17 protein-coding genes are annotated in these 26,159 nt (G+C 69.0%); 4 read left to right on the forward strand and 13 right to left on the reverse strand.

The window, feature by feature from the left end; all coding sequences use genetic code 11:
* Nucleotides 1–79: 79 nt before the first annotated feature.
* Entirely contained in the window at nucleotides 80–2,530 is a 2,451-nt protein-coding gene (locus OHA61_RS09150; protein ID WP_406302621.1) for a DNA topoisomerase (ATP-hydrolyzing) subunit A, read from the forward strand.
* On the opposite strand, the gene OHA61_RS09155 is transcribed toward OHA61_RS09150, so the two are convergent.
* Nucleotides 2,527–3,576 (reverse strand): CobW family GTP-binding protein, encoded by a 1,050-nt coding sequence (locus tag OHA61_RS09155; protein ID WP_406302622.1) that lies wholly within the window; start codon nucleotides 3,574–3,576, stop codon nucleotides 2,527–2,529. The genes OHA61_RS09150 and OHA61_RS09155 overlap by 4 nt on opposite strands.
* 120 nt (nucleotides 3,577–3,696) lie before the next feature.
* Nucleotides 3,697–4,860 carry a citrate synthase/methylcitrate synthase gene (locus OHA61_RS09160; RefSeq protein WP_406302624.1) on the reverse strand — a complete coding sequence of 388 codons (1,164 nt, stop codon included), beginning with the start codon at nucleotides 4,858–4,860 and terminating at the stop codon, nucleotides 3,697–3,699.
* Nucleotides 4,861–4,947: 87 nt separating this feature from the next.
* Between OHA61_RS09160 and OHA61_RS09165 the strand changes: the two genes are divergently transcribed.
* Nucleotides 4,948–6,183, forward strand: a complete 1,236-nt coding sequence (locus OHA61_RS09165) for a citrate synthase (protein ID WP_406302625.1) — start codon at nucleotides 4,948–4,950, stop codon at nucleotides 6,181–6,183.
* Between the two features lie 21 nt (nucleotides 6,184–6,204).
* On the opposite strand, the gene OHA61_RS09170 is transcribed toward OHA61_RS09165, so the two are convergent.
* From OHA61_RS09170 to OHA61_RS09195, 6 genes are all read right to left on the reverse strand, one after another.
* Nucleotides 6,205–7,821, reverse strand: coding sequence for an alpha-amylase family glycosyl hydrolase (locus OHA61_RS09170; protein WP_406302626.1), 1,617 nt, complete (start codon nucleotides 7,819–7,821; stop codon nucleotides 6,205–6,207).
* A 130-nt stretch (nucleotides 7,822–7,951) separates the two neighbouring features.
* A complete protein-coding gene (locus OHA61_RS09175; protein ID WP_406302627.1) occupies nucleotides 7,952–8,827 on the reverse strand; it encodes a carbohydrate ABC transporter permease in 876 nt (291 codons plus the stop codon).
* 16 nt (nucleotides 8,828–8,843) lie between these two features.
* Complete coding sequence (locus OHA61_RS09180) at nucleotides 8,844–9,803, reverse strand: carbohydrate ABC transporter permease (protein WP_406302628.1); 960 nt, start codon at nucleotides 9,801–9,803, stop codon at nucleotides 8,844–8,846.
* A 3-nt stretch (nucleotides 9,804–9,806) separates the two neighbouring features.
* Nucleotides 9,807–11,192 carry an ABC transporter substrate-binding protein gene (locus OHA61_RS09185; protein WP_406302629.1) on the reverse strand — a complete coding sequence of 462 codons (1,386 nt, stop codon included), beginning with the start codon at nucleotides 11,190–11,192 and terminating at the stop codon, nucleotides 9,807–9,809.
* Nucleotides 11,193–11,547: 355 nt separating this feature from the next.
* Entirely contained in the window at nucleotides 11,548–12,555 is a 1,008-nt protein-coding gene (locus tag OHA61_RS09190; RefSeq protein ID WP_406302630.1) for a LacI family DNA-binding transcriptional regulator, read from the reverse strand.
* A 59-nt stretch (nucleotides 12,556–12,614) separates the two neighbouring features.
* The gene (locus OHA61_RS09195) at nucleotides 12,615–16,904 is read right to left on the reverse strand and encodes a discoidin domain-containing protein (RefSeq protein WP_406302631.1); all 4,290 of its coding nucleotides are present in this window, start codon (nucleotides 16,902–16,904) and stop codon (nucleotides 12,615–12,617) included.
* Between the two features lie 253 nt (nucleotides 16,905–17,157).
* On the opposite strand from OHA61_RS09195, the gene OHA61_RS09200 reads away from it, so the two are divergent.
* Together OHA61_RS09200 and OHA61_RS09205 are read left to right on the forward strand one after the other, a co-directional pair.
* Nucleotides 17,158–18,801: an ATP-binding protein gene (locus OHA61_RS09200; protein WP_406302632.1), complete on the forward strand. Its 1,644-nt coding sequence runs from the start codon at nucleotides 17,158–17,160 to the stop codon at nucleotides 18,799–18,801.
* On the forward strand, nucleotides 18,798–19,523 hold the full coding sequence (locus OHA61_RS09205; protein WP_406302633.1) for a response regulator: 726 nt from the start codon (nucleotides 18,798–18,800) through the stop codon (nucleotides 19,521–19,523). The genes OHA61_RS09200 and OHA61_RS09205 overlap by 4 nt, the downstream gene beginning before the upstream one ends.
* Nucleotides 19,524–19,578: 55 nt before the next feature.
* Here the strand turns inward: OHA61_RS09205 and OHA61_RS09210 are convergent, their stop codons facing one another.
* The 5 genes from OHA61_RS09210 to OHA61_RS09230 all read right to left on the reverse strand — a co-directional run bounded on the left by OHA61_RS09210 (nucleotide 19,579) and on the right by OHA61_RS09230 (nucleotide 25,798).
* Nucleotides 19,579–21,171, reverse strand: a complete 1,593-nt coding sequence (locus tag OHA61_RS09210; RefSeq protein ID WP_406302634.1) for a cation acetate symporter — start codon at nucleotides 21,169–21,171, stop codon at nucleotides 19,579–19,581.
* On the reverse strand, nucleotides 21,168–21,644 hold the full coding sequence (locus OHA61_RS09215) for a DUF485 domain-containing protein (protein WP_406302635.1): 477 nt from the start codon (nucleotides 21,642–21,644) through the stop codon (nucleotides 21,168–21,170). Before OHA61_RS09215 ends, OHA61_RS09210 begins: the two co-directional genes overlap by 4 nt.
* A gap of 99 nt (nucleotides 21,645–21,743) precedes the next feature.
* The gene (locus OHA61_RS09220) at nucleotides 21,744–22,418 is read right to left on the reverse strand and encodes a response regulator (RefSeq protein ID WP_406302637.1); all 675 of its coding nucleotides are present in this window, start codon (nucleotides 22,416–22,418) and stop codon (nucleotides 21,744–21,746) included.
* The gene (locus OHA61_RS09225; RefSeq protein WP_406302638.1) at nucleotides 22,415–23,575 is read right to left on the reverse strand and encodes a sensor histidine kinase; all 1,161 of its coding nucleotides are present in this window, start codon (nucleotides 23,573–23,575) and stop codon (nucleotides 22,415–22,417) included. The genes OHA61_RS09220 and OHA61_RS09225 overlap by 4 nt, the downstream gene beginning before the upstream one ends.
* 105 nt (nucleotides 23,576–23,680) lie before the next feature.
* Nucleotides 23,681–25,798, reverse strand: a complete 2,118-nt coding sequence (locus OHA61_RS09230; protein ID WP_406302639.1) for a type IIA DNA topoisomerase subunit B — start codon at nucleotides 25,796–25,798, stop codon at nucleotides 23,681–23,683.
* Nucleotides 25,799–26,159 lie beyond the last annotated feature (361 nt).

The following is a 26,159-nucleotide window of genomic DNA, read 5'->3' on the forward strand; positions in this document are numbered from 1 at the left end:
CGGTCGGCGTTGTCAGTGGGACGGTCCACAATGGTCGGCGTCAGTTCCAGACCTGGTACGTGAAGGAGCAGCAGCCGCGATGGCCCGCCGCAGCACGAAGACCCCGCCTCCGGACGATTTCGAGGAGAAGATCCTCGACATCGACGTCGTGGACGAAATGCAGGGCTCCTTCCTCGAGTACGCCTACTCGGTGATCTACTCCCGGGCCCTGCCGGACGCACGTGACGGTATGAAGCCGGTGCACCGCCGGATCGTGTACCAGATGAACGAAATGGGCCTGCGCCCCGACCGTGGCTATGTGAAGTGCGCCCGCGTCGTGGGCGAGGTCATGGGCAAGCTCCATCCGCACGGCGACGCGTCGATCTACGACGCCCTCGTGCGGATGGCACAGCCGTTCTCCATGCGCCTGCCGCTCGTCGACGGGCACGGCAACTTCGGCTCGCTCGGCAATGACGACCCGCCCGCCGCCATGCGGTACACCGAGTGCCGGATGGCCGACGCCACCAGCCTCATGACCGAGTCGATCGACGAGGACACCGTCGCTTTCGAGTCGAACTACGACGGCCAGGAGCGCGAGCCCGTCGTGCTCCCCGCCGCCTACCCGAATCTGCTGGTCAACGGCGCGTCCGGGATCGCGGTCGGCATGGCGACGAACATGCCGCCGCACAATCTGGGCGAGGTCATCGCCGCCGCCCGCCATCTGATCAGGCACCCCGGCGCCGACCTCGAGACCCTGATGCGCTTCGTCCCGGGTCCCGACCTGCCGACCGGTGGCCGGATCGTGGGCCTGAGCGGCATCAAGGACGCGTACGAGTCGGGCCGCGGCACGTTCAAGATCCGCGCGACGGCCTCGGTGGAGGACGTCACGGCCCGCCGCAAGGGCCTGGTCGTCACCGAACTGCCCTTCACGGTCGGCCCCGAGAAGGTCATCGCGAAGATCAAGGACCTGGTCTCGTCGAAGAAGCTCCAGGGCATCGCGGACGTCAAGGACCTCACCGACCGTTCGCACGGACTGCGCCTGGTCATCGAGGTCAAGAACGGTTTCGTGCCCGAGGCCGTCCTCGAGCAGCTCTACAAGCTGACGCCGATGGAGGAGTCCTTCGGCATCAACAATGTCGCGCTGGTGGACGGCCAGCCGCTCACACTGGGTCTCAAGGAACTGCTCGAGGTCTATCTCGACCACCGCTTCGACGTCGTACGCCGCCGCAGCGAGTTCCGGCGCACCAAGCGGCGCGACCGGCTGCATCTGGTCGAGGGCCTGCTCGTCGCGCTGCTCGACATCGACGAGGTCATCCGCCTCATCCGCTCCAGCGACAACTCCGCGCAGGCGAAGGAGCGGCTGATCGAGCACTTCTCGCTCAGCGAGATCCAGACGCAGTACATCCTGGACACGCCACTGCGCCGGCTGACCAAGTTCGACAAGATCGAGCTGGAGAGCGAGCGCGACCGGCTGAACGGCGAGATCGACGAGCTGACCGGCATCCTGGAGTCGGACAACGAGCTGCGCAAGCTGGTCTCCTCCGAACTTGCCGCGGTGGCCAAGAAGTTCGGCACCGAGCGGCGGACCGTGCTGCTGGAGTCGGCGGGCACACCCGTCGCCGCGGTGGCACTGGAGGTCGCGGACGACCCGTGCCGGGTGCTGCTGTCCTCGACGGGCCTGCTGGCGCGTACGGCCACCGGCGAGCCGCTTGCCGACGACGGCGGCAGGCGCACCAAGCACGACGTGATCGTCTCGGCCGTCCCGGCGACCGCGCGCGGCGATGTGGGGGCGGTGACCTCGACCGGGCGGCTGCTGCGGCTTGCGGTGATCGATCTGCCACAGCTGCCGGGCACGGCGTCCGCGCCCAATCTCTCGGGCGGCGCGCCGGTCGCGGAGTTCCTGTCCCTGGAGGCGGACGAGCAGATCGTCTGTCTCACCACACTCGACGAGTCCTCGCCGGGCCTGGCGCTGGGCACCCTGCAGGGTGTCGTCAAGCGCGTCGTGCCCGACTACCCGGCCAACAAGGACGAGTTGGAGGTCATGACCCTCAAGGACGGTGACCGGATCGTCGGCGGCGCCGAGCTGCGTACGGGCGAGGAGGACCTGGTCTTCATCACGTCCGACGCGCAGCTGCTGCGCTATCAGGCGGGGCAGGTCCGGCCGCAGGGCCGGGCAGCCGGCGGCATGGCCGGAATCAAGCTGTCGGAGGGCGCCGAGGTGATCTCGTTCACGGCGGTGGACCCGGCCGGCGACGCGGTGGTGTTCACGGTCGCGGGCTCGCACGGCACGCTGGACGACTCGGTGCTGACGTCGAAGCTCACGCCGTTCGACCAGTACCCCCGCAAGGGGCGGGCCACCGGCGGGGTGCGCTGCCAGCGCTTCCTCAAGGGCGAGGACGTGCTCGTACTGGCGTGGGCGGGCGCGGCCCCGGCCCGGGCAGCGCAGAAGAACGGCTCACCGGCCGAGCTCCCGGAGCCGGACCCGCGCCGTGACGGCTCGGGCACTCCGCTGACCTCGGCGGTGGCGGTGCTGGCGGGCCCGGCGAGCTAGCGCTCGTCGTCTGCTGCCTGGACGAACCGCAGGACGCCCCACATGCTGTGCTCATCGGGGGCGTCCTGCGGCCGGGCTGTGCGGCATTCGTCCAGCCCTTCGCGCAGCTTGTCCGCGTCGACGCCGGAGCCGATGAGCACCATCTGAGTGAGGCGTTCCGCCCCGCGCGGCCAGGGCTCGGGGTGGAAGCGCAGAAACCGGCCGACCGCGTGGACGGCATACCGGTTGCGCGGGTCGGCCGTGCCGAAGTTGACGAAACCCTTGATCCTGTACAGCCCTTCGGGCCGGGAGTCGAGGAAGTCCATCAGCCGGCGCGGGTTCATGGGTTCCTGCGCGGCGAAGTCCACGCTGTCGTACGCGGCGTGCAGATGCCCCGCGTGATCATGATCGTCCTCGTGGTCGTAGAGGTCCTCGAAGGAGAGCTGGCGTACCGTCTCACGCCCGGGCCCGGCGGCCGGGTCGAAGAGCACCTCGTGGTCGACCCGGCCGTACACCGCGGGGATGACAGGCGCGGCACCGCTGAGCTCGCCGAGCGTCGCAAGCACCCGGTCGAGATCCGACTCCCCCACCCGGTCCGTCTTGTTCAGCACGACCAGATCGGCGATCGCGAGATGCCGGTCGATCTCCGGGTGCCGCGAGCGCGTCGCGTCGAACTCGGCGGCATCGACGACCTCGACCAGCCCCCCGTACACAATCCGCGGATTGTCGCTGGCCAGCAGCATCCGGACGAGTTCCTGCGGCTCGGCGAGCCCGCTCGCCTCGATGACGATGATGTCGATACGGGCTGCGGGCCGGGTGAGCAGCTCCAGATAGTCGTCCAGCTCGCTCGCGTCGACGGCGCAGCACAGACAGCCGTTGCCGAGCGAGACGGAGGAGCCGACCTGGCCGGCGACTGTCATGGCGTCGATCTCGATGGAGCCGAAGTCATTGACGATCACGCCGATGCGGTTGCCGCCGTTGTGGCGCAGCAGATGGTTGAGCAGGGTGGTCTTGCCGGATCCCAGAAAGCCCGCGAGAACGATGACGGGGACGGGTTTGCTGACCATGACCGCCGATAGTAGCTCCGGTCGCGCACCGTGCCCGGAGCGGGCATCCGCCCGGCGTCATGGTGGTGGAGCGGATGGGTCCCGGCCCGGCACCGCCCGTGGTACCGGGCCGGGCGTTCGTCAGGACGCCACCGGAACGGGCTGGGGCGGCGGAGGTCCCGCATAGCGGGCCGACGGGCGGATGATCTTGGTGTCTTCCGCCTGCTCCAGGATGTTGGCGCTCCAGCCGACCACCCTCGCCGCGCAGAACGTGGGCGTGAACATCTCGCGCGGCAGCCCGCACAGTTCCATGACCACCCCGGCGTAGAACTCCACATTGGTGTGCAGCTCACGGCCCGGCTTGAGTTCGGCGAGGATCGCCTCGACGCGCGCCTCCACCTCGACCGCGAACTCCACGAGCGGTCCCCCGAAGCTCTCGGCGATGCCCCGCAGCATCCGCGAGCGCGGGTCCTCGGTGCGGTAGACGGGATGACCGAAGCCCATGATCCGCTCGCCCGCCAGGACCCGTCCCCTGATCCAGGGGTCGATCCGCTCCGGCGTGCCGATCGCGTCGAGGGTGTCCAGGGCCCGGCTCGGGGCACCGCCGTGCAGCGGGCCCGAGAGCGCGCCGATCGCTCCGACCAGACAGGCGGCCACATCGGCTCCCGTGGAGGCGATCACGCGGGCGGTGAAGGTCGAGGCGTTGAAGCCGTGGTCGACCGTGGAGACGAGGTACTGCTCGATCGCCCGGGCCCGCGCCGGCTCCGGCTCCGAACCGGTCAGCATGTAGAGGTAGTTGGCGGCGTACGGCAGGTCGTCGCGCGGTTCGACGGGCTCCAGCCCCTGGCCCAGCCGGTGCAGCGCGGTGAGCAGCGTGGGCACGGCCGCGCACGCGGCGAGTGCGTCCGTGCGGCGGCGGTCGGTGTCGAGGTCGTACACCGGGCGCAGCCCCGCGGAGGCTCCCAGCAGGGAGAGCGCGGTGCGCAGTCCGGCGAGCGGTCCGGACAGCGCGGACGAGCGGGCTATCGCGGGCAGCGCGGCGCGGACGTCGTCGGGCAGACGGCGCAGGGACGCGGTGCGCTTCGCGAAGGCCGCACGCTGCGCGGCGTCGGGCAGTTCGCCGTGGAACATCAGATGCCAGACGTCCTCGAAGCCGCGCCGCTCGGCGAGTTCGACGGCCGAGTACTGGCGGTAGTGGTAGAAGCCCTCGCGCCCTCTGACGTCGCCCAGCGCGGTGTCGGTGACGACGACCCCCGCGAGTCCGCGCGGTACGTCGACGGGTGCGGTGGTCCCGGTGCTCTGCATGGTGTCCTCCCTGAACTTGATTCGACTGTCCATGCTTGATGGGATCACTGTCAATATTGATTGAATCAATATGTGTACGGTGACGGCATGACGGACCACGCAGCGGACGGCGAGCGGCTGACCACCAAGGAGGCGGCCGCACGGCTCGGTGTGAAACCCGAGACGGTGTACGCGTATGTCAGCCGCGGCCAGCTCTCGAGCAGGCGCGACCCCACCGGCCGCGGCAGCACCTTCGACGCCAAGGAGGTCGACGCGCTCGTCCGCAGAGGCCGGCGCGAGCCCTCGTCCGGCAGCGACGTGACCCAGCGGATCCGCACCCGCATCACCCTGATCGACAAGGACCGCTACTTCTTCCGAGGCGTAGACGCGACGGAACTCGCCCACCGCTACGGCTACGAGGAGATCGCCGACTGGCTCTGGACCGGCACTCTGCGACCCGGCGTGCGGTTCACGTCTCCGCCCGAGACGCTCGCCGCGGCCCGGCGCGCAGTCGATGCGCTGCCCGCGCACAGCGGATCGACGGACCGGCTGCGGGTCGCCGCCATCGCGGCCGCCGTCGCCGATCCGCTGCGCTTCGACCTCGATCGCGACGCCGTGCTAGGCAGCGCGCGCATGCTGATCCCCACCCTGGTCGACGCGCTCCCCACGGTCGGGCAACGGCATCGTGGCGAGGGCAGGATCGCCTGGCGGCTGTGGTCACGCCTCACGGCCGAGCGCCCGGACGAGACGTCCGTACAAGCCCTGGACATGGCGCTCTCGCTGCTGATCGACCACGATCTGGCCGCATCGACGCTCGCCGTACGCGTTGCGGCCTCGGCGCGTGCCCACCCGTACGCCGCTGTCTCCGCGGGTCTCGGCGCGCTGGAAGGTCCGCTGCACGGGGCCGCCAGCGGTCTCGCGCACCGGATGCTGGCCGAGGTCCTGGAGCGGGGAAGTGCCGCGCCCGTGGTGGCGGACCATCTGCGGGCGGGCCGTCGGGTGCCCGGTCTCGGCCACCGGCTCTACCCGGGCAAGGACCCCCGCGCCGAGGCGCTGTTCGGCGTACTGGCACAGCTGCCCGCGGCCCGTCCCGCGCTGGAGGCGGCGCGCGAGGTGGAGGTGACGACGGCCCGCCATGTGGAGCTGCACGCCAATGTCGACCTGGCGCTGGCGGTCCTTTCGGTGGCGTCGGGGATGCCGGCCGAGGCGGGCGAGACGGTCTTCGCCGTGGCACGTACGGCGGGCTGGATCGCGCACGCGCTGGAGGAGTACGAGGAGCGCCCGCTGCGGATGCGTCCGAGCGGGCAGTACGACGGCCCCCGCCCGCCAAGGCCGCTGCCGTGAGCGTGCGGAGGTCTCTCCGCGTCAGGCCCGCAGCCAGGCCGCCGTGTCTCGCGGAAGCCGGCCCTCGTCGTCCAGCGGCCCGCTCGTCAGCAGGACGCTTGTGTGGCCGGGCAGTTCGGCGGGGTCCCAGGCGAGATTGACGACGCAGGTCAGTCCGCCGCCACGACTGAAGGCGAGGACTCCGGGCGCGGTGGGCAGCCAGCGCAGCGGTCCGTCCCCGAACCCGGGTGCGGCCCGGCGCAGTTGCAGGGCCTGCCGGTAGAGGTTCAGCATCGAGCCGGGATCGGCCGCCTGCCGGTCGGCGGCGTACGGGGCCCAGCCCTCGGGCTGCGGCAGCCAGGGACCCACCGCCGAGCCGAATCCGTAGTACGGCGCGTCCGCGGCCCAGGGCAGCGGCACTCGGCAGCCGTCGCGTCCCGGGTCCACTCCCCCGGAGCGGAAGTGCATCGGATCGTGGATGCGGTCGAGCGGTATGTCCGCCTCGGGAAGCCCCAGTTCCTCGCCCTGGAACAGATAGACGCAGCCCGGCAGGGCGAGCGAGAGCAGGGCCGCGGCCCGGGCGCGCCGGGTGCCGGTGGACAGGTCGGTGGGCGTTCCGAAGCGCTTCTTCGCGAAGTCGAAGCCGGTGTCGTCCCTGCCGTAGCGGGTGACCGTGCGGGTCACGTCGTGATTGCACAGCACCCAGGTCGCCGGAGCGCCGACCGGGGCGTGGAAGGAGAGCGTGGTGTCGATGGAGGCACGAAGCTCGGCCGCCTCCCAGGGGCGGGCCAGGAAGTCGAAGTTGAACGCGGTGTGCAGCTCGTCGGATCGCAGATAGCGGGAGAAGCGGTCCGGGTCGGGCACCCACAGCTCGCCGATGAGGACCCCGCCGTACTCGTCGGCGACAGCCCGCCAGGCGCGGTAGATGTCGTGCAGTTCGTCGCGGTCGACGTAGAGCGTCGTGTCGTGCTCGTCGGCGTCCGGCAGACCGGGGGCCTTGGCGCACAGGGCCGCCGAGTCGATCCGTACACCCGCGGCGCCCCGCTCGAACCAGAAACGCAGGACGTCCTCGTGCTCCTGGCGCACCACGGGGTGGTCCCAGTTGAGATCGGGCTGCTCCGGGGTGAACAGGTGCAGATACCACTCGCCGTCGGGCACGCGGGTCCAGGTCTCCCCGGCGAACTGCGACGGCCAGTTGTTGGGGGGCAGTTCGCCCCTCGCGCCGCGGCCGGGACGGAAGTGGAAGAGTTCGCGTTGGGGGCTGCCCGGTCCGGCGGCGAGGGCCGAGCGGAACCAGGTGTGCTGGTCGGAGACATGGTTGGGCACGATGTCGACGATGGTGCGGATCCCCAGCTCGCGGGCCTCGCTGATGAGCTTCTCGGCCTCGGCGAGGGTCCCGAAAGCCGGATCGACGGCACGGTAGTCGGCCACGTCGTAGCCGCCGTCGGCCATCGGCGAGAGGTACCAGGGGTTGAACCAGATCGCGTCGATACCGAGTTCGGCGAGGTAGTGCAGTCTCGCCCGGACGCCCGCGAGATCGCCCGTGCCGTCCCCGTCGCCGTCGGCGAAGCTGCGCAGGTACACCTGGTAGATGGCGGCCGAACGCCACCAGTCGTCCGTACGGTCCACGTCCGCGTGATCCGGATGAGGGGCTGCCACGTGACGGTCCTTTCGGGCAGGTGGGACTCCGCCGCCGGCCCGACAGCGGGGCACCGGAGTGAGGCCGGCGACGGAGGCTTGACGAAGAGCGGTGCGACGGGCCGGGCTCAGCCCCCGGACAAGGCCGGGTTCAGCCCTTGAGGCCGCCGGCCGTGAGACCGCTCATGATGTTGCGCTGAAAGATCAGGAAGATCAGCAGCGTCGGCACGGACGCGATGGTCAGCGCCGCGATCAGCACGTTCTCGGGCACGCCGTTGGCCAGGGAGTAGATCCCGACATTGAGGGTCTGCTTGCTGGGATCGGGCAGGGTGAGCATCGGCCAGAGGAAGTCCTTCCAGACTCCGACGACCGCGAAGATGGAGACGACGCCGAGGATCGGCCGGGAGATCGGCAGCACGACCGACCACAGGGTCCGCATCCGGGACGCTCCGTCGATCGCTGCCGCATCCAGGAGCTCACCCGGGATCGAGTCGAAGAACCGCTTCACCAGGAAGATGTTGAAGGCGTTCGTGACGGACGGAAGCCAGATCGCCCAGGGCGAGTTGAGCAGATTGCGCTCCACGACCGGCACGTCGAGCACCGTCAGATACTGCGGTACGACCAGGACGGTGGCCGGGATCATCAGCGTGGCCAGCATCATCGCGAGGATGACCTTGCCGAACACGGGCCGGAGCCTGGAGAGCGAGTAGGCCGCGGCGACATCGAGGACCAGCTGGAAGGCGAGTGCGCCCAACGCGTAGTAGAGGGTGTTGAACAGCAGCCGGGGCAGGTCCATCACGTCCCAGGCCCGCGAGTAGTTCTCGGGGTGCACTGTCTGGGGCAGGAAGGTGGGCGGTGACTGGACGACCTCCTGGGTGGTCTTGAGCCCGCCGGAGACCATCCAGCAGAGCGGGCCGAGGAACACCAGGGTGAAGAGGGCGACGACCAGGACGAAGACCGTCCAGTAGAGGAACTTCGCGCGGGGCCTCGCGAGTTGGGCCGGTGAGATGAGTGTGCGTGTGGTCATGTCCGTCTCCCCCGTCCTACTCGTCCTCGTCTGCGCGGCTGAGCCGTACGTACGCACCGGAGAACCCCGCGAGCAGTACGAGCAGGACCAGGCCGAGCGCGGCCGCGCCGCCGTAGTTGTTGAAGTTGAAGGCGTACTGGTAGATGAGATAGACGATGGTTGTCGTGGACCCTTCGGGACCCGCGCCGTTGGTGAGCAGGAACGGCTCGGTGAAGACCTGCATCGTCGCGATGATCTGCATCAGCAGCATCAGCGAGAGGATCAGCCGGGTCTGCGGGACGGTGACGTACCAGATCTTGCGCAGCAGGCCGGCGCCGTCGAGCTCCGCCGCGTCGTAGAGCTCCCCCGGTATGCCCTGCAGTGCGGCGAGATAGATCAGGGTCGCGCCGCCCATGTTCATCCAGGTGGCGGCGATGACGACCGAGAGCATCGCCGTGTCGGGGTCCTGGAGCCACTGCTGCTGCGGGAGGTGCAGTAGTTCCAGGAGCCGGTTGAGGAGGCCGTAGCCGGGGTCGTACAGGTACTTGAAGAGCAGAACGGAGGCGACCGGCGGCAGCATGACGGGCAGATAGACCAGCAGCCGCAAGTAGCCCTGTGCATGCCGGAATTCATTGAGGACCAGGGCGACGACGAACGGGACGGCGAAGCCGAGCAGCAGCGCGAGGCCGGTGAACAGCAGGGTGTTGCGCCAGGCCTGCCAGAAGGCCGGGTCGTTGAACACGGTGCTGAGGTTGGACCAGCCGGCCCAAGTGGTGCGTCCGTCCTCGGTCTTCTGGAAGGCCAGGACGAATTCCCTGACCATCGGATACCAGGAGAAGAACGAGAAGCAGAGCACGGCGCCGATCAGGAAGCCGTGTGCTGACAGATTGCGGCGCAGGGCCCGTACGAGCGCCTCCCTCGATGCGTTCGTACGGAGCCCGGTGGCGCGCCCGGGGCGCGGTGGGGCCTTGCGCGGGGTGAGTGTGGGAGCCGACATCGGCTACTGGTTCGCCAGGATCTGGTTGACCTGCGTTTCGGCGGTGGCCAGCAGCCTGCCCGCGTCGGCCTTCTCGTTGGTGAGCACTGCCGACATCACGTTGTCCAGGATCTTGTAGATCTCCTGGGCCTTGGGCGGTTCGGCCTTGCCCTTGACCGGGTTGTCCATGAAGGCCTTGAAGTTCTGGACCGGCATGGTGGCACTGGCCGCGCGTGCCGCGTCGTCCCTTGTCTTGCTGGCGCCGAGCCAGAAGTTGGGCTGCGGGACACCGACGGGCAGACCGTCGGCCTTGGTGCGCGCCCAGTCGAACTGCCCCTTGCCGAGGGTGAGGTTCTTGAAGTTGAGCCAGGCGACCGCGGCCTTGATCTTGTCGGGGGAGATCCCCTTCTTGATCATGTAGTTGTTGCCGCCGAAGAGGGTGTTCTTCTGGCCGGGGATCGGCCCCATGCCGAAGTTCTCGTACGTGGCGCCCAGTTGCTGGACCATGTACGCGATGTCGTCGGGCGCGGCGAGGAAGATCCCGAGCTTGTCGCTCGCAATCTGCTTCTGCAGGTCGCCCCACTTGAGCAGCTGGGTCTTGCCCATGCTGTCGTCGTCCCAGCGCATGGCGTGCAGATTCTGGACGATCTGCCTGCCCAGGTCATCGTTGAAGGCGGCCTTCTTGCCGCTCGCGTCGACGACCTGGCCGCCAAGGCCGTACATCGTGGCGGTGAAGTGCCAGCCGCCGGTGTTGCCCGCGCTGTACTCGCCGTATCCCGCGATTCCCTTGCCGAGTCCGGCGATCACCCTGGCCGCGGTACGGACCTCTGCCCAGGTCTTCGGCGGGTTGTCGGGGTTGAGCCCGGCCTGCTGGAAGAGCTTGCGGTTGACGAGCAGACCCATGGTGTAGTTGCTGGTGGGGAGGCCGTAGAGCTTGCCGTCGTGCCTGAGGGAGTTCATGACGTCGGCGTCGATGTCGGCGAGCGCGGGGACCGTCTTGGGGGTGACGTACGCCGAGATGTCCTCGGCTCCGGCGTTGTCGAGGACCTGCTGGAGATCGGTGAAGTACGTGTAGAACACGTCCGGTTGGGACTTGGCCTTCAGCATCGCGGTGAAGCGCGGCGGCTCGAGGCACTGGCCGGGCGTCGAGCGTCCCTGGATCTTGATGTTCGGGTACGCCTTGTTGAAGGCCTTGACGTCCTCGTTCCACTCCTTGAGTTCCGCGGCCTTGGCGGGCGAGGGCATGCAGTCGATCGTGAGCGTCAGCCTGGCCTTCGGGTCCAGTGGCGCCGACGGGTCGGACGAACCGCCGCCGGAGCCCTCGTCGTTGTCGCCGCTGCTGCTCGTGCCGCAGGCAGCCAGGACGGTAAGCGCGAGCGCGGTGACGAGGACGGTCGTAGCACTTCTCATGGGTGGTCCCCTTCGGGCATGAGCGTGGATGACCCCGCGGCAGACACGCTGCGGGAGCGCGGCACACTCAACCACCGACGACAGAAGACCGCAATATCTCGCGCCGATATCGTAAAACTTTGACAGCCCCTTGTGGGCCCGGTTGCTGGGCTAGGGCGTGTTCTGGAAGTAGCGCCGTCCGCCCCAAGGGCGGGCCCCGCGGCGTCTGGTGCGTGCAGTCGCAAGGCGGTGGGGGCACCCCCGGACGAAGTCTGGGGGAGATCGCCCTCGTACTGGACGTACTTGGGCGACTCCGACAACACCGCGAGTGCGCGTGCCAGGCGTCGCGGGGCAGGCGCGACTTCTCAAACACGCCCTAGCGCGGGGCCTGCGCCGTGGAGCCGCGCACCACCAGTTCCGGCTCGAACAGCAGCTCACCGGGCGGGACATCGCCGCCCTGGATCTGCGCGCACAGCAGCTCGACCGCGGCCCGCCCCATCGCCTCGATCGGCTGGCGGACGGTGGTCAGCGGCGGCTCGGTGCAGTTCATGAAGGCGGAGTCGTCATAGCCGACGACCGAGACGTCCCCGGGCACGGCAAGACCGCGCCGGCGGGCGGCCCGTACGGCTCCCAGGGCCAGCGGGTCGCTGGCGCAGATGATCCCGGTGATCCCGCGGTCGAGCAGCCGCGAGGCCGCCGCCTGCCCGCCCTCCAGGGAGAACATGGAACGCTCGACGCAGTCGTCGGGCAGCTCACGGCCGGCCGCTTTTGCGACCGCGTGCGCGGCGGCGAGCTTGCGCCGCGAAGGCACATGGTCGTTCGGCCCGAGGACGAGGCCGATGCGCCCGTGGCCGAGCGAGGCCAGATGACGCCAGGCCTGCTCCACCGCCACCGCGTCGTCGCAGGCGATGCAGGGGAAGTCGAGATTCTCGATGGAGGCATTGATCAGCACCACCGGAATCTTGCGCTCGGCCAGCAGCCTGTAGTGGGCGTGCGGTGCGTCCGCCTGGGCGAAGAGCCCGCCCGCGAAGACCACTCCGGACACCTGCTGCTGGAGCAGCAGCTCCACATAGTCCGCCTCGGAGACGCCCCCCTTGGTCTGGGTGCAGAGAACGGGCGTGAGCCCCTGCTGCGCGAGCGCCCCACCGATGACCTCGGCGAATGCCGGGAAGATCGGGTTCTGCAGCTCCGGAAGGACGAGTCCGACCAGCCGCGCCCGCTCGCCGCGCAGCTGGGTCGGCCGCTCATAGCCGAGGACGTCGAGCGCGCTCAGCACCGACTGCCGGGTGGCCTCGGACACTCCCGGCTTGCCGTTGAGCACCCGGCTGACCGTAGCCTCGCTGACCCCAACCTTCTTCGCCACCTGAGCAAGTCGTCGCGTCATGAGCGCAAGACTAGCGCAAGCCATGCAAGCGGCTTGCGCCAGCACTTGCCCCTGTTCTGCTAGTTGATGTTGATCTTGAACGTGGAGGTGGTGTTCCTTACATCCTGCGCGTTGCCGCTGAGCTGCAGACCGTTGAAGGTGACCTCCCCGACCGCGGGCCCCTGCCCCGGCTCCGGCATCTCGTTCGCCCAGAGCCCGAAGCCCGACTTGGCGTCGAAGGCGTCACCGCTCTTCTTCGCACCGCTGACGGCGACATCGGTCAGCACGCTGTCCCGGACCGGGTACATCGGCCGACTGCCGTCGTGCTTCGTCTGGAACATGATCCCCGAGTAGGTCGGATCGGTGATGTCGAGTCCACTGATCCGGATGCCCTGGTACTCGTACTCCGCCGAGTACATCCACAGCGCCGGGAAGGTCTGGTTGCCCCAGAAGTGCCCACCGGCCCGCTCCAGCGAGATGTTCTCGAACGTCGATGGAGTGGCGCCGAAGCCCAGCGCCGGGATCGATCCGAACTTCAGCGTGGCGATGGTGAGTCCGGAGTAGGTGAGCGTGTCGGCGACATGGGCGTTGCGCACGGTGTTCCGGCTGCCGCCGTAGACCGCGATACCGGCCGCCCGCCAGGTCAGCAGCGAGGTGATGTTCTCGTACACATTGCCGGTCTGGTCGGCGTTGACGATGTCCACGGCGGGGAACAGCGCGAAGGCGTCGTCGCCGGTCGTGCGCGCCTCCACATTGCTGACGCGGTTGTCGCTGCTGCCGTTGGTGACGTTGATCCCGTCGGCGTACATGTCCCGGATACGGGAGTTCTTGATGGTGATCCGGTCCGTGTCCGTGCCCCAGTAGAGGCACATCATGTGCTCGGTCCAGATGTTGTCGACGGTCATGTCCGAGACCTTGGACCAGTCGAACACCTTGCCCGGACCGTCGTTGCGCGCGGTGTAGTTGCCGAAGAACCCGAAACCGGAGAGGGACGAGCCGTTGGCGGTCGCCTGGACATCGAAGCCCGCGTCGGTGTTCTCCTGGTCGGGCGGGGTGGTGAAGCGGCTGAACCAGGGGCCCGCGCCGACGATCTTGACGGCCTTTCCGTACACCTGGAACTTGTTCGACGTGCGGTAGTCGCCCGGCGGCAGATAGACGCCGACGAGCTTGCCCGTGGTGTCCATCCGCACCTTGTCCAGGGCGTTCTGGACATCCTGGTGGGTGGTTCCGGCCGGGACGGTGTACGCCTCCGGGTCCGGGTTCGCCGCCGCCGCGACCTGCTCCAGGTTGATGAAGTCGATCGCGTACGTGTCCCTGTTGGCGGCGTCCTTCTGCAGCCGGATCTTCGAGCCCGCCCGGACACTCTCGCCGAGCAGCACGTTCGCCTCGTCGTAGATGTGACGCGGCGCGCCCGCTCCCGGGGAGTTGCCGGGGCTCGCCTCGGCTCCGTACTGCCACATGTACTTGGACGTCAGGTCGATCGCCTTGAGGAAGGTGCCGTCGACGTAGACGTTGAGCGTGGAGTTGATGCCTCCGCCGCCCGGGGCATCGGGTATCGAGAACCGCGCCACCAGCGTGTTGGTGCTCGCCCTGGTCGTGAACTCGACATAGCTGCCTGTGCTGTTGAGGGTGACGGCCCGGCGTCCGGAGGCCTCGCCGCCGAGGTCGCCGATGGTCCGGTTGGGGCCGACCTTCTGGGCCCCGCCGCCGAGCGTGCCGTCCTCGGCCTCGTACATGTCGTACGGCATGTCGGCGCCGCGCCCGGCGAACAGTGGCCGGGCGCTGGTGTTGTTGGCGCGCTTGACCGGCAGCTCGTTGGCGTCGTCGGCGACGACCACCTTGACGCTGTACGAGCCGTTGGCGACCGCCCAGGTGCCGAGGTTCACGGGTGACGTGCTCGCGCCGGCGGCGATGACTCCACCGTGCTCGCCCGTGAGGGTCTTGACCGTGGCGCCCTTGGAGTCGGTCACGGTGAGCGTGATGCCGTGGCTGCCGCCCGCGGAAGCCACCGTTCCCTGGTTCTTGAGGGTCACGGAGAAGGTGGCGGTGTCACCCGCGGAGGGGCTGCTCGGGGTCCAGCCGACCGCGGACGCGATCAGATCGGAGCTCTCGACCGGCTTCACCACCAGTGATGTCGGGCTGGTGTAGGTGTTGTTGGTCTCGTTCTGCTCGATGACCGCGTTCGCCTCGTCGGCGACCGCGCTGAGCTGGTACGTACCCGCGTCACGCGCCCCGATCGACGCGCTGACGGTCGATGTCGCCCCGGCCGCCAGTGCCCCGGCCTGCGCCGTGGCGACTTTGGTGCCGCCCAGCCGGAACGCCACGGCACTGGCCGCGGAGGCGACGGGCCCGCTGTTGCGCACGGTGGCCGACAGGGTGATCGGGTCGGACTCGACGGGCGCGGCGGGCGAGGCCGTCAGACCGGTGACCTCCAGATCGGGGTTGGGCGCCGGGACGCCCAGGACCTGGAACTCCGCGACCTGGCCCGCGGTGGCACCGGTGTTGGTCGAGAATTTCAGCTGGACGTCGGCGACTCGCGCGTCCACGGGGACGGTGACGGCGTTCGCGCTCGCGGGAACGAAGGTGTAGTCCTTCGCCGCGACGAGACTCGTGAAGCCGGTCGCGCTCTGCTCTCGCCCGAGGACCTGGATGTTCTGGGTCCGGGTGCCCCAACTGCTGTCCGGATTGAGCTTGAGCACCACACTGGTGATGTCGGCGTTGGCGCCAAGTTTCACGGTGAGGGTGTTCGGGTAACTGCCCGCGGCGCCCTCCCAGTAGGTGGTCAGGCTGTTGTCGTTGGCGTTCTCCGCGACGAAGGTGTGGATCACGGAGGAGGCGGTGATGGGCTTGCCGACGGCGAGGTTCGAGGCGGAGCCCGCTGAGCCGTTGCGTGTCACGGTGTTGCTGTTGCCGGACTCGTTCCCGGCCGCGTCCTTGGCGCGTACGAAATAGGACACCGTCGCACTCGCGGGCTGAGTGTCCGTGTACGTCGTGACATCGCCCGCCACGCTCATGCGCAGCGAGTTGTTGGCGTAGATGTCGTAACCGGTGACACCGGTGTTGTCCGAGGACGCGCCCCAGCTGAGTCTGATCTGCCCGGCTGCGGGCTCGGTGAAGGAGAGACCGGCTGGTGCGGTCGGCGCCTGAGTGTCGCCGGTGGCCCCCTTGCGCGTGACGGTGTTGCTGTTGCCGGACTGGTTCCCGGCGGCATCCTTCGCGCGGACGACGTACGAAACCGTGGCGCTCGCGGGCTGCGTGTCCGTGTACGTCGTGATGTTGCCGGCGACGGTGGTGCGCAGTTCGTTGTTGGCGTAGATGTCGTAGCCGGTGATGCCGGTGTTGTCGGTGGACGCCTCCCAGGTGAGCTTGATCTGCCCGGTGGCCGGCTCGGTGTAGGCGAGAGCGGTGGGAGCGGTGGGCGCCTGGGTGTCGCCGGTCGCCGGGCCGTAGATCTCGAACTCGGCGACCTGGGCGGCCGCCCGGCCCGTGTTGGCGGTGACCAGGACGCGGAGGTACCGCGTGGTTGCGGCGTCGAAGGCGATCGTCACCGACTGGCCACCCGCCGCGTTGAACTCGTACGCCTTCGACGCGGTCAGATCGGTGAAGTCCGTGCCGTTGGTGCTGCCCTGGATCTGCAGTGTCTGGGTCCGGGCATCCCAGCCGCCGGGCAGCCGCAGGACGACCCGGTCGATACGGACGGACGCGCCGAGGTCCGCCTGGATCCACTGCGGGAGATCGCCGTTGCGGCTCTCCCAGTAGCTGTACCGGTTGCCGTCATTGGCGTTGGCGGCCGTGTAGACCTCGGTGTGGCTGCTGGCCGTCAGGGTCTTGCCGCGGGCGAGGTCGACCGAGGACTCCCCGGCCGCGTGGACTTCGAGCTCGGACAGCTGTGCGGCCTGCCAGCCCGTGTTGGCCGTGATGTGGATACGGACGAAACGGGTCTGAGCCTCGGCTAAGGCGATGGCCACGGTATTGGCCCGGCCCGGATCGAAGGTGTACGTGGCCGAGGTCTTCAGGGTCGTGAAGCCGACGCCGTCGGTGCTGCCCTGGACGGAGAGGGTCTGCTCGCGGCTCTCCCATCCGGCGGGCAGCCTGAGCACGACCTCGTCGATCCGGTGGGCGGAGCCGAGGTCGGTCTGGACCCACTGGGGGAGGCTGCCGCCTGCGCTCTGCCAGTAGGTGGCCTGGTTTCCGTCGGTGATGTTCCGGGCGGCGTATTCGCTGTGGGCGCTGCTCGCCGCCGCGGGGCGGCCCGCGGCGATATTGGGGCCGGCGGCCGCCGAGGCGGTGAGCGACGGCCAGGCGATCATCAGAAGACTGGTGGTGACGACGGCGGAGAGAACCCGCCAACCCCAGCGTTGCGGTCTCATATGTCCCCGATCTGCACGTCAGATTGAGTCTTTTGCGTATGGCGGTCAGAGAATTGCAGAGATCTGCCACATCGTCCACCGCCATGACCGCGTCAAATTGATCGCAGCAATCGGCCGGAACCGCGGAATCCGGCCACACCAGCGCCTTTGCAGCCCGCTTCCACGAAAACGTAAGCGGGCTGCAAAATACGCAAGCGATTTGCGCGAAGAGGGGATTTCAGAAAGGGCCGCACGCCCCTTACCGTTCCTAGGCATGAGCCCCGTACCGACCGCTCCCGCCCGGCGTCGGCGGTTCGGCTGGCCGCAGCGGGTCTTCTCCCAGGTCCTGCTGATGCAGCTGGCCATCGCCACCGGTGTCACCGTGCTGGCCACCGGACTCTTCCTCGCACCGCTCAGCGCACAGCTCGACGATCAGGCGATGCGCAGGGCGCTCGCCATCGCCGAGACGACCGCGTCCCCGGAGGCCGCCGACGAGCTGCTCGGCTCGCAGCCGACGGCAGGCGGTCCGGTCCAGGCCAAGGCCGAGCGAATCCGGAAGGCCACCGGCGCCGAGTACGTCGTGATCATGGACATGCGCGGAGTGCGCTGGTCCCACACTGCCCCCCAGCAGATCGGCAGGGTCGTCTCCACCGACCCCAGCGACGCGCTCGCGGGCCATGAGGTCATGGAGATCGACAGCGGGACGCTCGGCCGCTCCGCCCGCGGAAAGGTGCCGCTGCGCGACGACAGCGGCACGATCGTCGGCGCGGTGTCGGTCGGCATCGAGTACGACAGCGTGCGCGCCCGGCTTCTCGCGGCGATCCCCGGACTGCTCGCGTATGCGGGCGGGGCGCTTGCCGTGGGAGCCCTGGCCGCGTATCTGATCTCCCGCAGGCTCCAGCGGCAGACCCACGACCTGGCCTTCTCGGACATCTCCGCGCTGCTCGCGGAACGCGAGGCGATGCTGCACGGCATCCGGGAAGGGGTGCTCGCCCTCGACGACTCGGGCCGGATCCGGCTGATGAACGACGAGGCCCAGCGGCTGCTCGGCCTCGGCCCCGAGGCCGAGGGACGTCCCCTCGACGAGGTCCTCGGCGAAGGGCGCACCACCGACGTGCTGGCCGGGCGGGTCACCGGCGAGGATCTGCTGACCGTACGCGGCAGCCGGGTGCTGATCACCAACCGGATGCCGACCGACGACGGAGGCGCGGTCGCCACCCTGCGCGACCGTACCGAGCTGGAACAGCTGGGCCGCGAGCTCGACTCCACCCGTGGACTGATCGACGCCCTGCGCGCACAGGACCATGAGCACGCCAACCGCATGCACACCTTGCTCGGCCTTCTCGAGCTGGAGATGCACGAGGAGGCGGTCGAGTACGTCACCGAGGTGGTCGGCGTCCACCGGGCCACCGCCGAGCAGGTCACCGAGAAGATCCACGATCCGCTGCTGGCCGCGCTGCTGGTGGGCAAGGCGACGGTGGCGGCGGAACGCGGCGTATCGCTGCGCATCGCGCCCGGGACACTGCTGCCCGACCGGCTGGTGGACCCGCGCGGCCTGGTCACGGTGGTCGGCAATCTCGTCGACAACGCGCTGGACGCGGCGACCGGCTCGCCGGACCCACTGATCGAGGTCGAGCTGCACGCGGAGGGGCGTACGGCTGTCCTGCGGATCGCGGACAGTGGCCCGGGAGTCCCGCCCGACCAGCGGGAGTTGATCTTTACCGAGGGCTGGTCCACCAAGGAACTCCCCGTACACGGCAAGCGCGGCCTCGGTCTGGCGCTGGTGCGCAGGCTCGCGGAACGGCAGGGCGGGAGCGCGCGGGTGCGGGAGGCGCAGGGCGGCGGCGCCGAGTTCACGGTCGTACTCCCCGAGGCGCTGACGGAGCCGGGGCTGGCCACGGCCGTGGAGGCGCGATGACTGAAGCACCGATCGACGTACTGGTGGTGGACGACGACAAACGGGTCGCGCAGATCAATGCGGCCTACGTCTCCAAGGTGCCCGGCTTCCGGGTCTCCGCGACAGCGCACTCGGCCGCCGAGGCGCTCGCCCGGATCGCCGACTGCCCGGTGGACCTGATCCTCATGGACCACTATCTGCCGGACGGGAACGGCCTCGCGGTCGTACGGGAGCTGCGCAGACTCGGCCACCAGACCGACGTGATCATGGTGACGGCCGCGCGGGACGTGGCCACCGTCCAGGCGGCGATGCGTCACGGAGCGCTCCAGTACCTGGTGAAGCCGTTCAACTTCGCCGGCCTGCGCGCCAAGCTGGAGGCGTACGCCACGCTGCGCCGCACTCTGGAGGGCGGCGGCGAGGCGGAACAGGCGGAGGTGGACCGCATCTTCGGGGCACTCTCGGTCGGCTCCGTCGCCCCGGACCTGCCCAAGGGTCACTCCCCGACCACCGCCGAGGTGGTCCGCCAGGTGCTGCTGGCCGCCGAAGGACCGCTGTCCGCCCAGGAGATCGCGGAGCGCGCGGGCGTGAGCAGACAGACGGCCCAGCGCTATCTGAAACTGCTGGAGCGAACGGGCCGGGTCCGCCTGAGCCTGAAATACGGCGAAACGGGCAGGCCGGAACACCGCTACGTCTGGGGATCCTCGAGTCCGTCCGGGCCTGCGGCGAGCCCGTCCGGCGGCTGAGGGCTGAAGGCAGGACGGCCCTGGGACGACCCCGGAACTCGGCCGGCTCCGGGACTCACACCGCTCCCGCGCCCGTCAGCGCCCGTACCTCCGTCTCCGCGTGCTTCGCCTCATCCGGCAGCTCCGTCGATGTGACCGTACCGATCCAGCCCGCCAGGAAGCCCAGCGGAATGGAGACCAGGCCCGGGTTCTGCAGCGGGAAGACATGGAAGTCCACCTCAGGGAACAGCGCTTCCTGGCTGCCCGAAACGACCGGCGAGAGCACCACGAGCAGTACCGCAGGAACCAGCCCCCCGTACACCGCCCAGACCGCCCCGCGCGTGGTGAAGTTCCGCCAGAACAGCGAGTAGAGCAGGACGGGCAGATTGGCCGAGGCGGCCACCGCGAAGGCCAGGCCCACCAGGAACGCGACATTCAGGTCGCGGGCGAGCAGGCCGAGCGCGATCGCGGCCACGCCGATCCCCGCGGCCGCGACCCGCGCGACGGCAACCTCGCTGTGCTGTCTGGCACGACGGCGCTTGAGCGAGGCATAGAGATCGTGCGCGACGGAAGCCGATGAAGCCAGCGTGATCCCGGCGACGACGGCGAGGATCGTCGCGAAGGCCACGGCGGCGACCACGGCGAAGAGAACCGTCCCGCCGGTTGACCCCGCGCCTCCGCCGAGGTCCAGCGCCAGCAGCGGGACCGCGGTGTTCCCGGCCGCGTTCGACTTGCGTACCTCGTCGGAGCCGAGCACGGCGGCCGCGCCGAAGCCGAGCACGATCGTCATCAGATAGAAGCTGCCGATGAGACCGATCGACCAGACGACCGAGCGGCGGGCGGCTCGCGCGGTCGGCACGGTGTAGAAGCGCGACAGGATGTGCGGCAGACCCGCCGTGCCCAGGACGAGCGCAAGGCCGAGGCTGACGAAGTCGAGGCGTGCGGTCCAGTCTCCGCCGTACCTGAGGCCGGGTGCGAGGAATTCCCTGCCGTGGCCGCTTCGTTCGGCCGCGGAGTTGAGCAGCTGGTTGAAGTCGCCGTGGAAACGCGCGAGGACGAGGACGGTCATCGCGATCGCGCCCGCCATCAGCAGCACGGCCTTCACGATCTGGATCCAGGTGGTGGCTCGCATCCCTCCCAACGACACATAGATGACCATCAGTGCACCCACGCCGATGACGGTCCACGAGCGCGCGGCTTCGCTCGTACCGCCCAGCAGCAGCGCGACGAGGCTGCCGGCCCCCACCATCTGCGCCACCAGATAGAGAACGGACACGGTGACCGAAGAAGTTCCCGCCGCGATGCGCACGGGACGCTCGCTCATCCTGGAAGCGACGACGTCCGCGAGCGTGAACCGGCCGCAGTTGCGGACGAGTTCGGCCACCAGCAGAAGGACGACCAGCCAGGCGACCAGGAACCCAACGGAGTAGAGCATTCCGTCGTAGCCGTAGAGCGCGATGAGCCCGGAGATACCGAGGAAGGAGGCGGCGGACATGTAGTCGCCCGCAATGGCGAAGCCGTTCTCCAGGGGCGAGAACAGCCGTCCGCCCGCGTAGAACTCCTCGGCCGAACCACGCCTGTTGCGGCTCACCCAGGTGGTGATGCCGAGCGTGACCGCGATGAAGGCGCTGAACAGCAGCAGCGCCAGGGTCTGGTGGTGGCCGCTCACCGCACGACCCCCCGTGTCAACTCCTGTGTGTCCCAGCGCAGATCGAGCGCCGCCCGGTCCCGGTGCAGGCGCGCATGCCGTGCGTACGCCCAGGTCAGCAGGAAGGTGGTGAGGAACTGCCCGAGCCCGGCGACCATTGCCACATTCACCGCACCCGCCACCGGCCTGGCCATCAGCTCCGGTGCGGTGGTCGCTGCGACGACGTACGCCAAGTACCAGGTGAGAAAGGCGAGGACGGCAGGGACGGCAAACCTGCGGTAGCGGCTGCGCACCTCCTGGAAGGCGGCACTCCGCTGCACTTCCAGATAGATGTCGGCGGCGCTCGATCCACGCTCCGGGACCGCGGGTCCGGGCGCCGCGACGGGCGCTGGGGCGCCCGTACCGTCCAACTCCCCCCAGCCGGAGGCCAGAGCGTCGTACCACGGGTCGTCGAGCCGTACCGCCGCGGCGCCCCGCCCTTCAGGCTTCTCCACCGATCAGCTCCCCTTGGTCAGCGAACCGTTTCGGCCGCGTGCACAAGGATGGACAGAGCGGGAAGATCCCGGACTCTTCTCCCGCCGGTCTTCACCCCATCAGGTGATGCTCGACCCAGGTGGCCGCGCAAGCCCTTCCCGATAGGCGTACCGCACCGCCTGAGCGCGGTCGTGGATACCGGTCTTCGAGAAGAGATTGTTGATGTGGGTCTTCACGGTGGCCGTGGAAATGTGCAGCCTGCGCGCGATGTCGGCATTGGTGAGGCCCTCCGCGATCAGGGTCAGCACTTCGCCCTCGCGCGCGGTCAGCCCGTCGGGCAGCCTGCGCCCGGTCGGTTCGGGCGCGGACGTGACCTGCTCGAGCAGCCGCTGCTGGACGACCGCTGAGAGCCCCGCGCGACCTGCCATGACGTCCTGAATGGCCCGTACGATCTCGTCGCCGCCGGCGTCCTTGGTGAGATAGCCGCGCGCTCCCGCCCGCAGCGCGGGGAACAGCGAGTCGTCGTCGGCATAGGTGGTGAGCACGACGATCTGGGTGCCCGGGTGTTCGCTGCGGATGCGGCGGGTCGCCTCGACGCCGTCGCAGCGGGGCATCCGCAGATCCATCAGGGCGACATCGGGGGCGAGTTCGGCGACGAGAGCGACCGCCTCCTCGCCGTCCTTGGCCGAGCCGACGACCTCGATGCTGGGCAGCAGCCCCAGGAGCATCACAATGCCCTCGCGCACCACGGCCTGGTCGTCGACGACGATCACTCTGGCGTTCTGCGTTGTCACGCCGGCACCCGCAGCCGCACTACGAAGCCCTCTCCCTCGGGTCCTGCTTCCAGGGTGCCGCCGAGCAGTTCGGCTCGTTCGCGCATCCCCAGCAGACCGTACCCGGAGCCGGACGCCCCGAGCTCACCGCCGTGCGCACCGGCGCCCGAGTCCCGTACTTCCAGGGCCACTTCATCCTTCTCATAGGCGAGCTGGATGCGCACCTTTGCGCCGGGCGCGTGCTTGCGCGCGTTCGTCAGAGCCTCCTGTGCCACGCGCCGTACAGCCTGCGAGGCCTCGGCCGTCAGCTGCCGCCGCTCCCCCGTCACCTCGGTCTCGGCTCCGTCCGCGACGGCGAGCTCGCGCAGATAGTCCTCTACGGGAGCCATCTCGCCGCGCAGCGCCGAAAGCGCCTGCCGGGTCTCGGCGAGGCCCTCGCGGGCCATCACCCGTGCCGCCACCACCCGTTCCAGGATCTGTTCCCGGAACGGCCCCTGCGGTCCGCGCTCGATCTGGATCCGGGCCGCTTCCAGATGAACGAGCTGAGCGGAGAGGCTGTGCGCGAGGACGTCGTGGATCTCCCGTGCGATACGGGCCCGTTCGGCGAGGGCGACGGACGTTGCCTCGGCCTCGCGGGCGGCCCGTTCCTGGGCGAGCAGCCGGAATCCGGCACCGCGCGCCTGGGCATCGAGCCGCAGTGAGTATCCGCCGAGCAGCACCGCGGCGATCGTGAAGTAGGCCCCGAGCTCGCTGTCGTCGGCCAGCGCGAAGCCGACGGACATCACCGCCGCGGTACCCAGGCCGGCGAAGAGCGGGAGGCGCTCCATCGCCGTGACGGAGGCCGAGATCCACAGCACCATCGCGGGAACCGCGGCCCCGGCGATGTACGCCGCCGCTCCGACGGCCGCGAGGGCGGCGACCAGTCCGAGCGAGGGTCCCAGCCGGTTGGCGAGGGTCGTCCGGTGGAAGCCGAAGACCGCAGCGGCGCAGCAGAGCAGACCCAGCGGCGGGAGCACCGCGCCCAGGCCGTGGAAGACCTCCGCGTCGTACGCGCTGTACACGGCCCATGCTGCAAGACCGGCCAGCACCGCGATGTCGAGGGCGATACGGACGCGCGGTACGCCGAGACGGGACAGTGCTTCCCGCGTTGGCCACACCGTCAACTTGCTGCTGCGCACGTCAGATCCTCCTCCGTCGCCCCCGATGCTACGAAGGAAGAGCCGGACCCGGGATCGGCTCCGGGGTGGAGCCTCGGGCTCCACCCCTGGGTGGGCGGGCCGTCGTCAGGCGTCGATCCGTGAGCGGTCCAGCGTCGCCGCGGAGCTGGTGATGAATTCCTTGCGGGGCGCGACCTCATTGCCCATGAGCAGGTCGAAGATCTGCTCGGAGGACTCCAGGTCGCCGATGTTGATCCGGCGCAGGGTGCGGTGACGCGGGTCCATAGTGGTCTCCGCGAGCTGGTCGGCATCCATCTCGCCGAGGCCCTTGTAGCGCTGGATGGAGTCCTTGAAGCGGACCCCCTTGCGCTGGAACTCCAGCAGGGTCTGGCGCAGCTCGCTGTCGGAGTACGTGTACACGTACTTGTCCTGGCCCTTCTTGGGCTGGACCAGCTCGATACGGTGCAGCGGCGGCACCGCGGCGAAGACCCGGCCCGCCTCCACCATCGGCCGCATATAGCGCTGGAAGAGCGTGAGCAGCAGGCAGCGGATATGGGCGCCGTCGACATCGGCGTCGACAAGCAGGACGATCTTGCCGTAGCGCGCGGCGTCGATGTCGAAGGTCCGGCCCGATCCGGCTCCTATGACCTGGATGATCGCGCCGCACTCGGCGTTCTTGAGCATGTCCGAGACGGACGACTTCTGTACGTTGAGGATCTTGCCGCGGATCGGGAGCAGCGCCTGGAACTCACTGTTCCGGGCGAGCTTGGCGGTGCCGAGCGCGGAGTCTCCCTCGACGATGAAGAGCTCACTGCGCTCCACGTCGTCGCTGCGGCAGTCGGCGAGCTTGGCGGGCAGCGAGGAAGTCTCCAGCGCCGTCTTCCTGCGCTGCGCCTCCTTGTGCTGGCGGGCGGCGATGCGGGTGCGGGCTGCGGCGACGGCCTTCTCCAGCACCGCCCGGGCCTGCGCCTTGGCGTCCCGCTTGGTGGAGGTCAGAAAGGCCTTCAGTTCTTTGGCGACGACATTGGCCACGATCCTGTTGGCCGCCGAGGTGCCGAGGACTTCCTTGGTCTGGCCCTCGAACTGCGGCTCGGCCAGCCGGACCGTGACCACCGCGGTGAGGCCCTCCAGGGCATCGTCCTTGACGATGTCGTCCTCGGCGACGCGCAGCAGCTTGGCGGAGCGCAGTACCTCGTTCATCGTTTTGGTGATGGAGCGCTCGAAGCCCGTCACATGGGTGCCGCCCTTGGGGGTGGCGATGATGTTGACAAACGACTTCACGGCGGTGTCGTAGCCCGTGCCCCAGCGCAGGGCGATGTCGACGCCGAGCTCCCGGGTGACCTCGGTGGGGGTCATGTGGCCGCGGTCGTCGAGGACCGGGACGGTCTCCTTGAAGGTGCCCTGTCCGGTCAGCCGCAGCACGTCGCAGACGGCCTTGTCCTGGGCGAGGTACTCGCAGAACTCGCTGATGCCGCCGTCGAAGCGGAAGGTCTCCTCGCTCTTGCCCTCTCCTTCCAGGTCCCGCTCGTCGCGGACGACGATGGTCAGGCCGGGCACCAGGAAGGCGGTCTGGCGGGCGCGCTGGTGGAGGTGCTCCAGGGAGAGCTTGGCGTCCTTCAGGAAGATCTGCCGGTCCGCCCAGTACCGCACGCGCGTGCCGGTACGGGTCTTGGGGACGCGCTTGCCCTTGAGCAGGCCGTTCGCCGGGTCGAAGGGAGCGTCCGGGCCCGACTCGGTGAAGATGCCGGGGACCCCGCGCCGGAAACTGATCATGTGCGTCGCGCTGTTGCGGTCGACCTCGACGTCCAGGCGGGCCGAGAGGGCGTTGACGACGGACGCGCCGACGCCGTGCAGACCGCCGGACGCCGCGTACGAACCACCGCCGAACTTGCCGCCGGCGTGCAGCTTGGTCATCACGACCTCGACGCCGGAGAGGCCTGTCTTGGGCTCCTTGTCGATGGGGATGCCCCGGCCGTTGTCCTTGACCTCGACGGATCCGTCCTCGTGGAGGATCACGTCGATGTGGTCGCAGTGGCCGCCCAGAGCCTCGTCGACGGAATTGTCGATGATTTCCCAGAGGCAGTGCATCAGGCCGCGGCTGTCGGTGGACCCGATGTACATTCCGGGGCGCTTGCGGACCGCCTCGAGCCCCTCGAGTACGAGCAGGTGCCGCGCGGTGTAATTGGACCCGTCACGGTCTGCGGTCAGTACCGCACTGGACGGCACGGACGTTTCGGCGGTCACGCGGTTCGCTCCTCGCTGAATTTGAGATGTGGCCCGGTGGGGTAAAGGCCCGGCGTCGGTCGCCGGTCAGAGCGTACCGAGGCCTGGTAGAGCCGATGTAACGCCACCCTCGTGATTTCTCATGCTAGTCCAGTCTCGTATAGGTGTTCGATCCCTCGATGGAGTGACGTGCACATCACGTTCCCTTCCAGGCATGAACCATTTAGGCTCCGGGCACGTCCTCATGAACAACCGGCAACCCAGCCGGGAGGGCCAAACGAGACAAGCAACGCGAAATCCGTAGAGCGAAGCAATACGGCTCATTCGCCGCCAACCGGCAGCAGACAGCCACCTTGACAAGAAGTTTCGAGGAAAAGCCACG

It is taken from the genome of Streptomyces sp. NBC_00885, from assembly GCF_045207475.1.
Lineage (GTDB): Bacteria > Actinomycetota > Actinomycetes > Streptomycetales > Streptomycetaceae > Streptomyces.

Excerpts from the sequence above, each read along its gene's own strand:
- OHA61_RS09185 (WP_406302629.1), bottom strand. The coding sequence starts at position 11,192 with ATGAGAAGTGCTACGACCGTCCTCGTCACCGCGCTCGCGCTTACCGTC.
- OHA61_RS09205 (WP_406302633.1), top strand. The coding sequence starts at position 18,798 with ATGACTGAAGCACCGATCGACGTACTGGTGGTGGACGACGACAAACGG.
- OHA61_RS09155 (WP_406302622.1), bottom strand. The coding sequence starts at position 3,576 with ATGGTCAGCAAACCCGTCCCCGTCATCGTTCTCGCGGGCTTTCTGGGA.
- OHA61_RS09200 (WP_406302632.1), top strand. The coding sequence starts at position 17,158 with ATGAGCCCCGTACCGACCGCTCCCGCCCGGCGTCGGCGGTTCGGCTGG.
- OHA61_RS09190 (WP_406302630.1), bottom strand. The coding sequence starts at position 12,555 with ATGACGCGACGACTTGCTCAGGTGGCGAAGAAGGTTGGGGTCAGCGAG.
- OHA61_RS09150 (WP_406302621.1), top strand. The coding sequence starts at position 80 with ATGGCCCGCCGCAGCACGAAGACCCCGCCTCCGGACGATTTCGAGGAG.
- OHA61_RS09175 (WP_406302627.1), bottom strand. The coding sequence starts at position 8,827 with ATGACCACACGCACACTCATCTCACCGGCCCAACTCGCGAGGCCCCGC.
- OHA61_RS09165 (WP_406302625.1), top strand. The coding sequence starts at position 4,948 with ATGACGGACCACGCAGCGGACGGCGAGCGGCTGACCACCAAGGAGGCG.
- OHA61_RS09160 (WP_406302624.1), bottom strand. The coding sequence starts at position 4,860 with ATGCAGAGCACCGGGACCACCGCACCCGTCGACGTACCGCGCGGACTC.
- OHA61_RS09180 (WP_406302628.1), bottom strand. The coding sequence starts at position 9,803 with ATGTCGGCTCCCACACTCACCCCGCGCAAGGCCCCACCGCGCCCCGGG.
- OHA61_RS09195 (WP_406302631.1), bottom strand. The coding sequence starts at position 16,904 with ATGAGACCGCAACGCTGGGGTTGGCGGGTTCTCTCCGCCGTCGTCACC.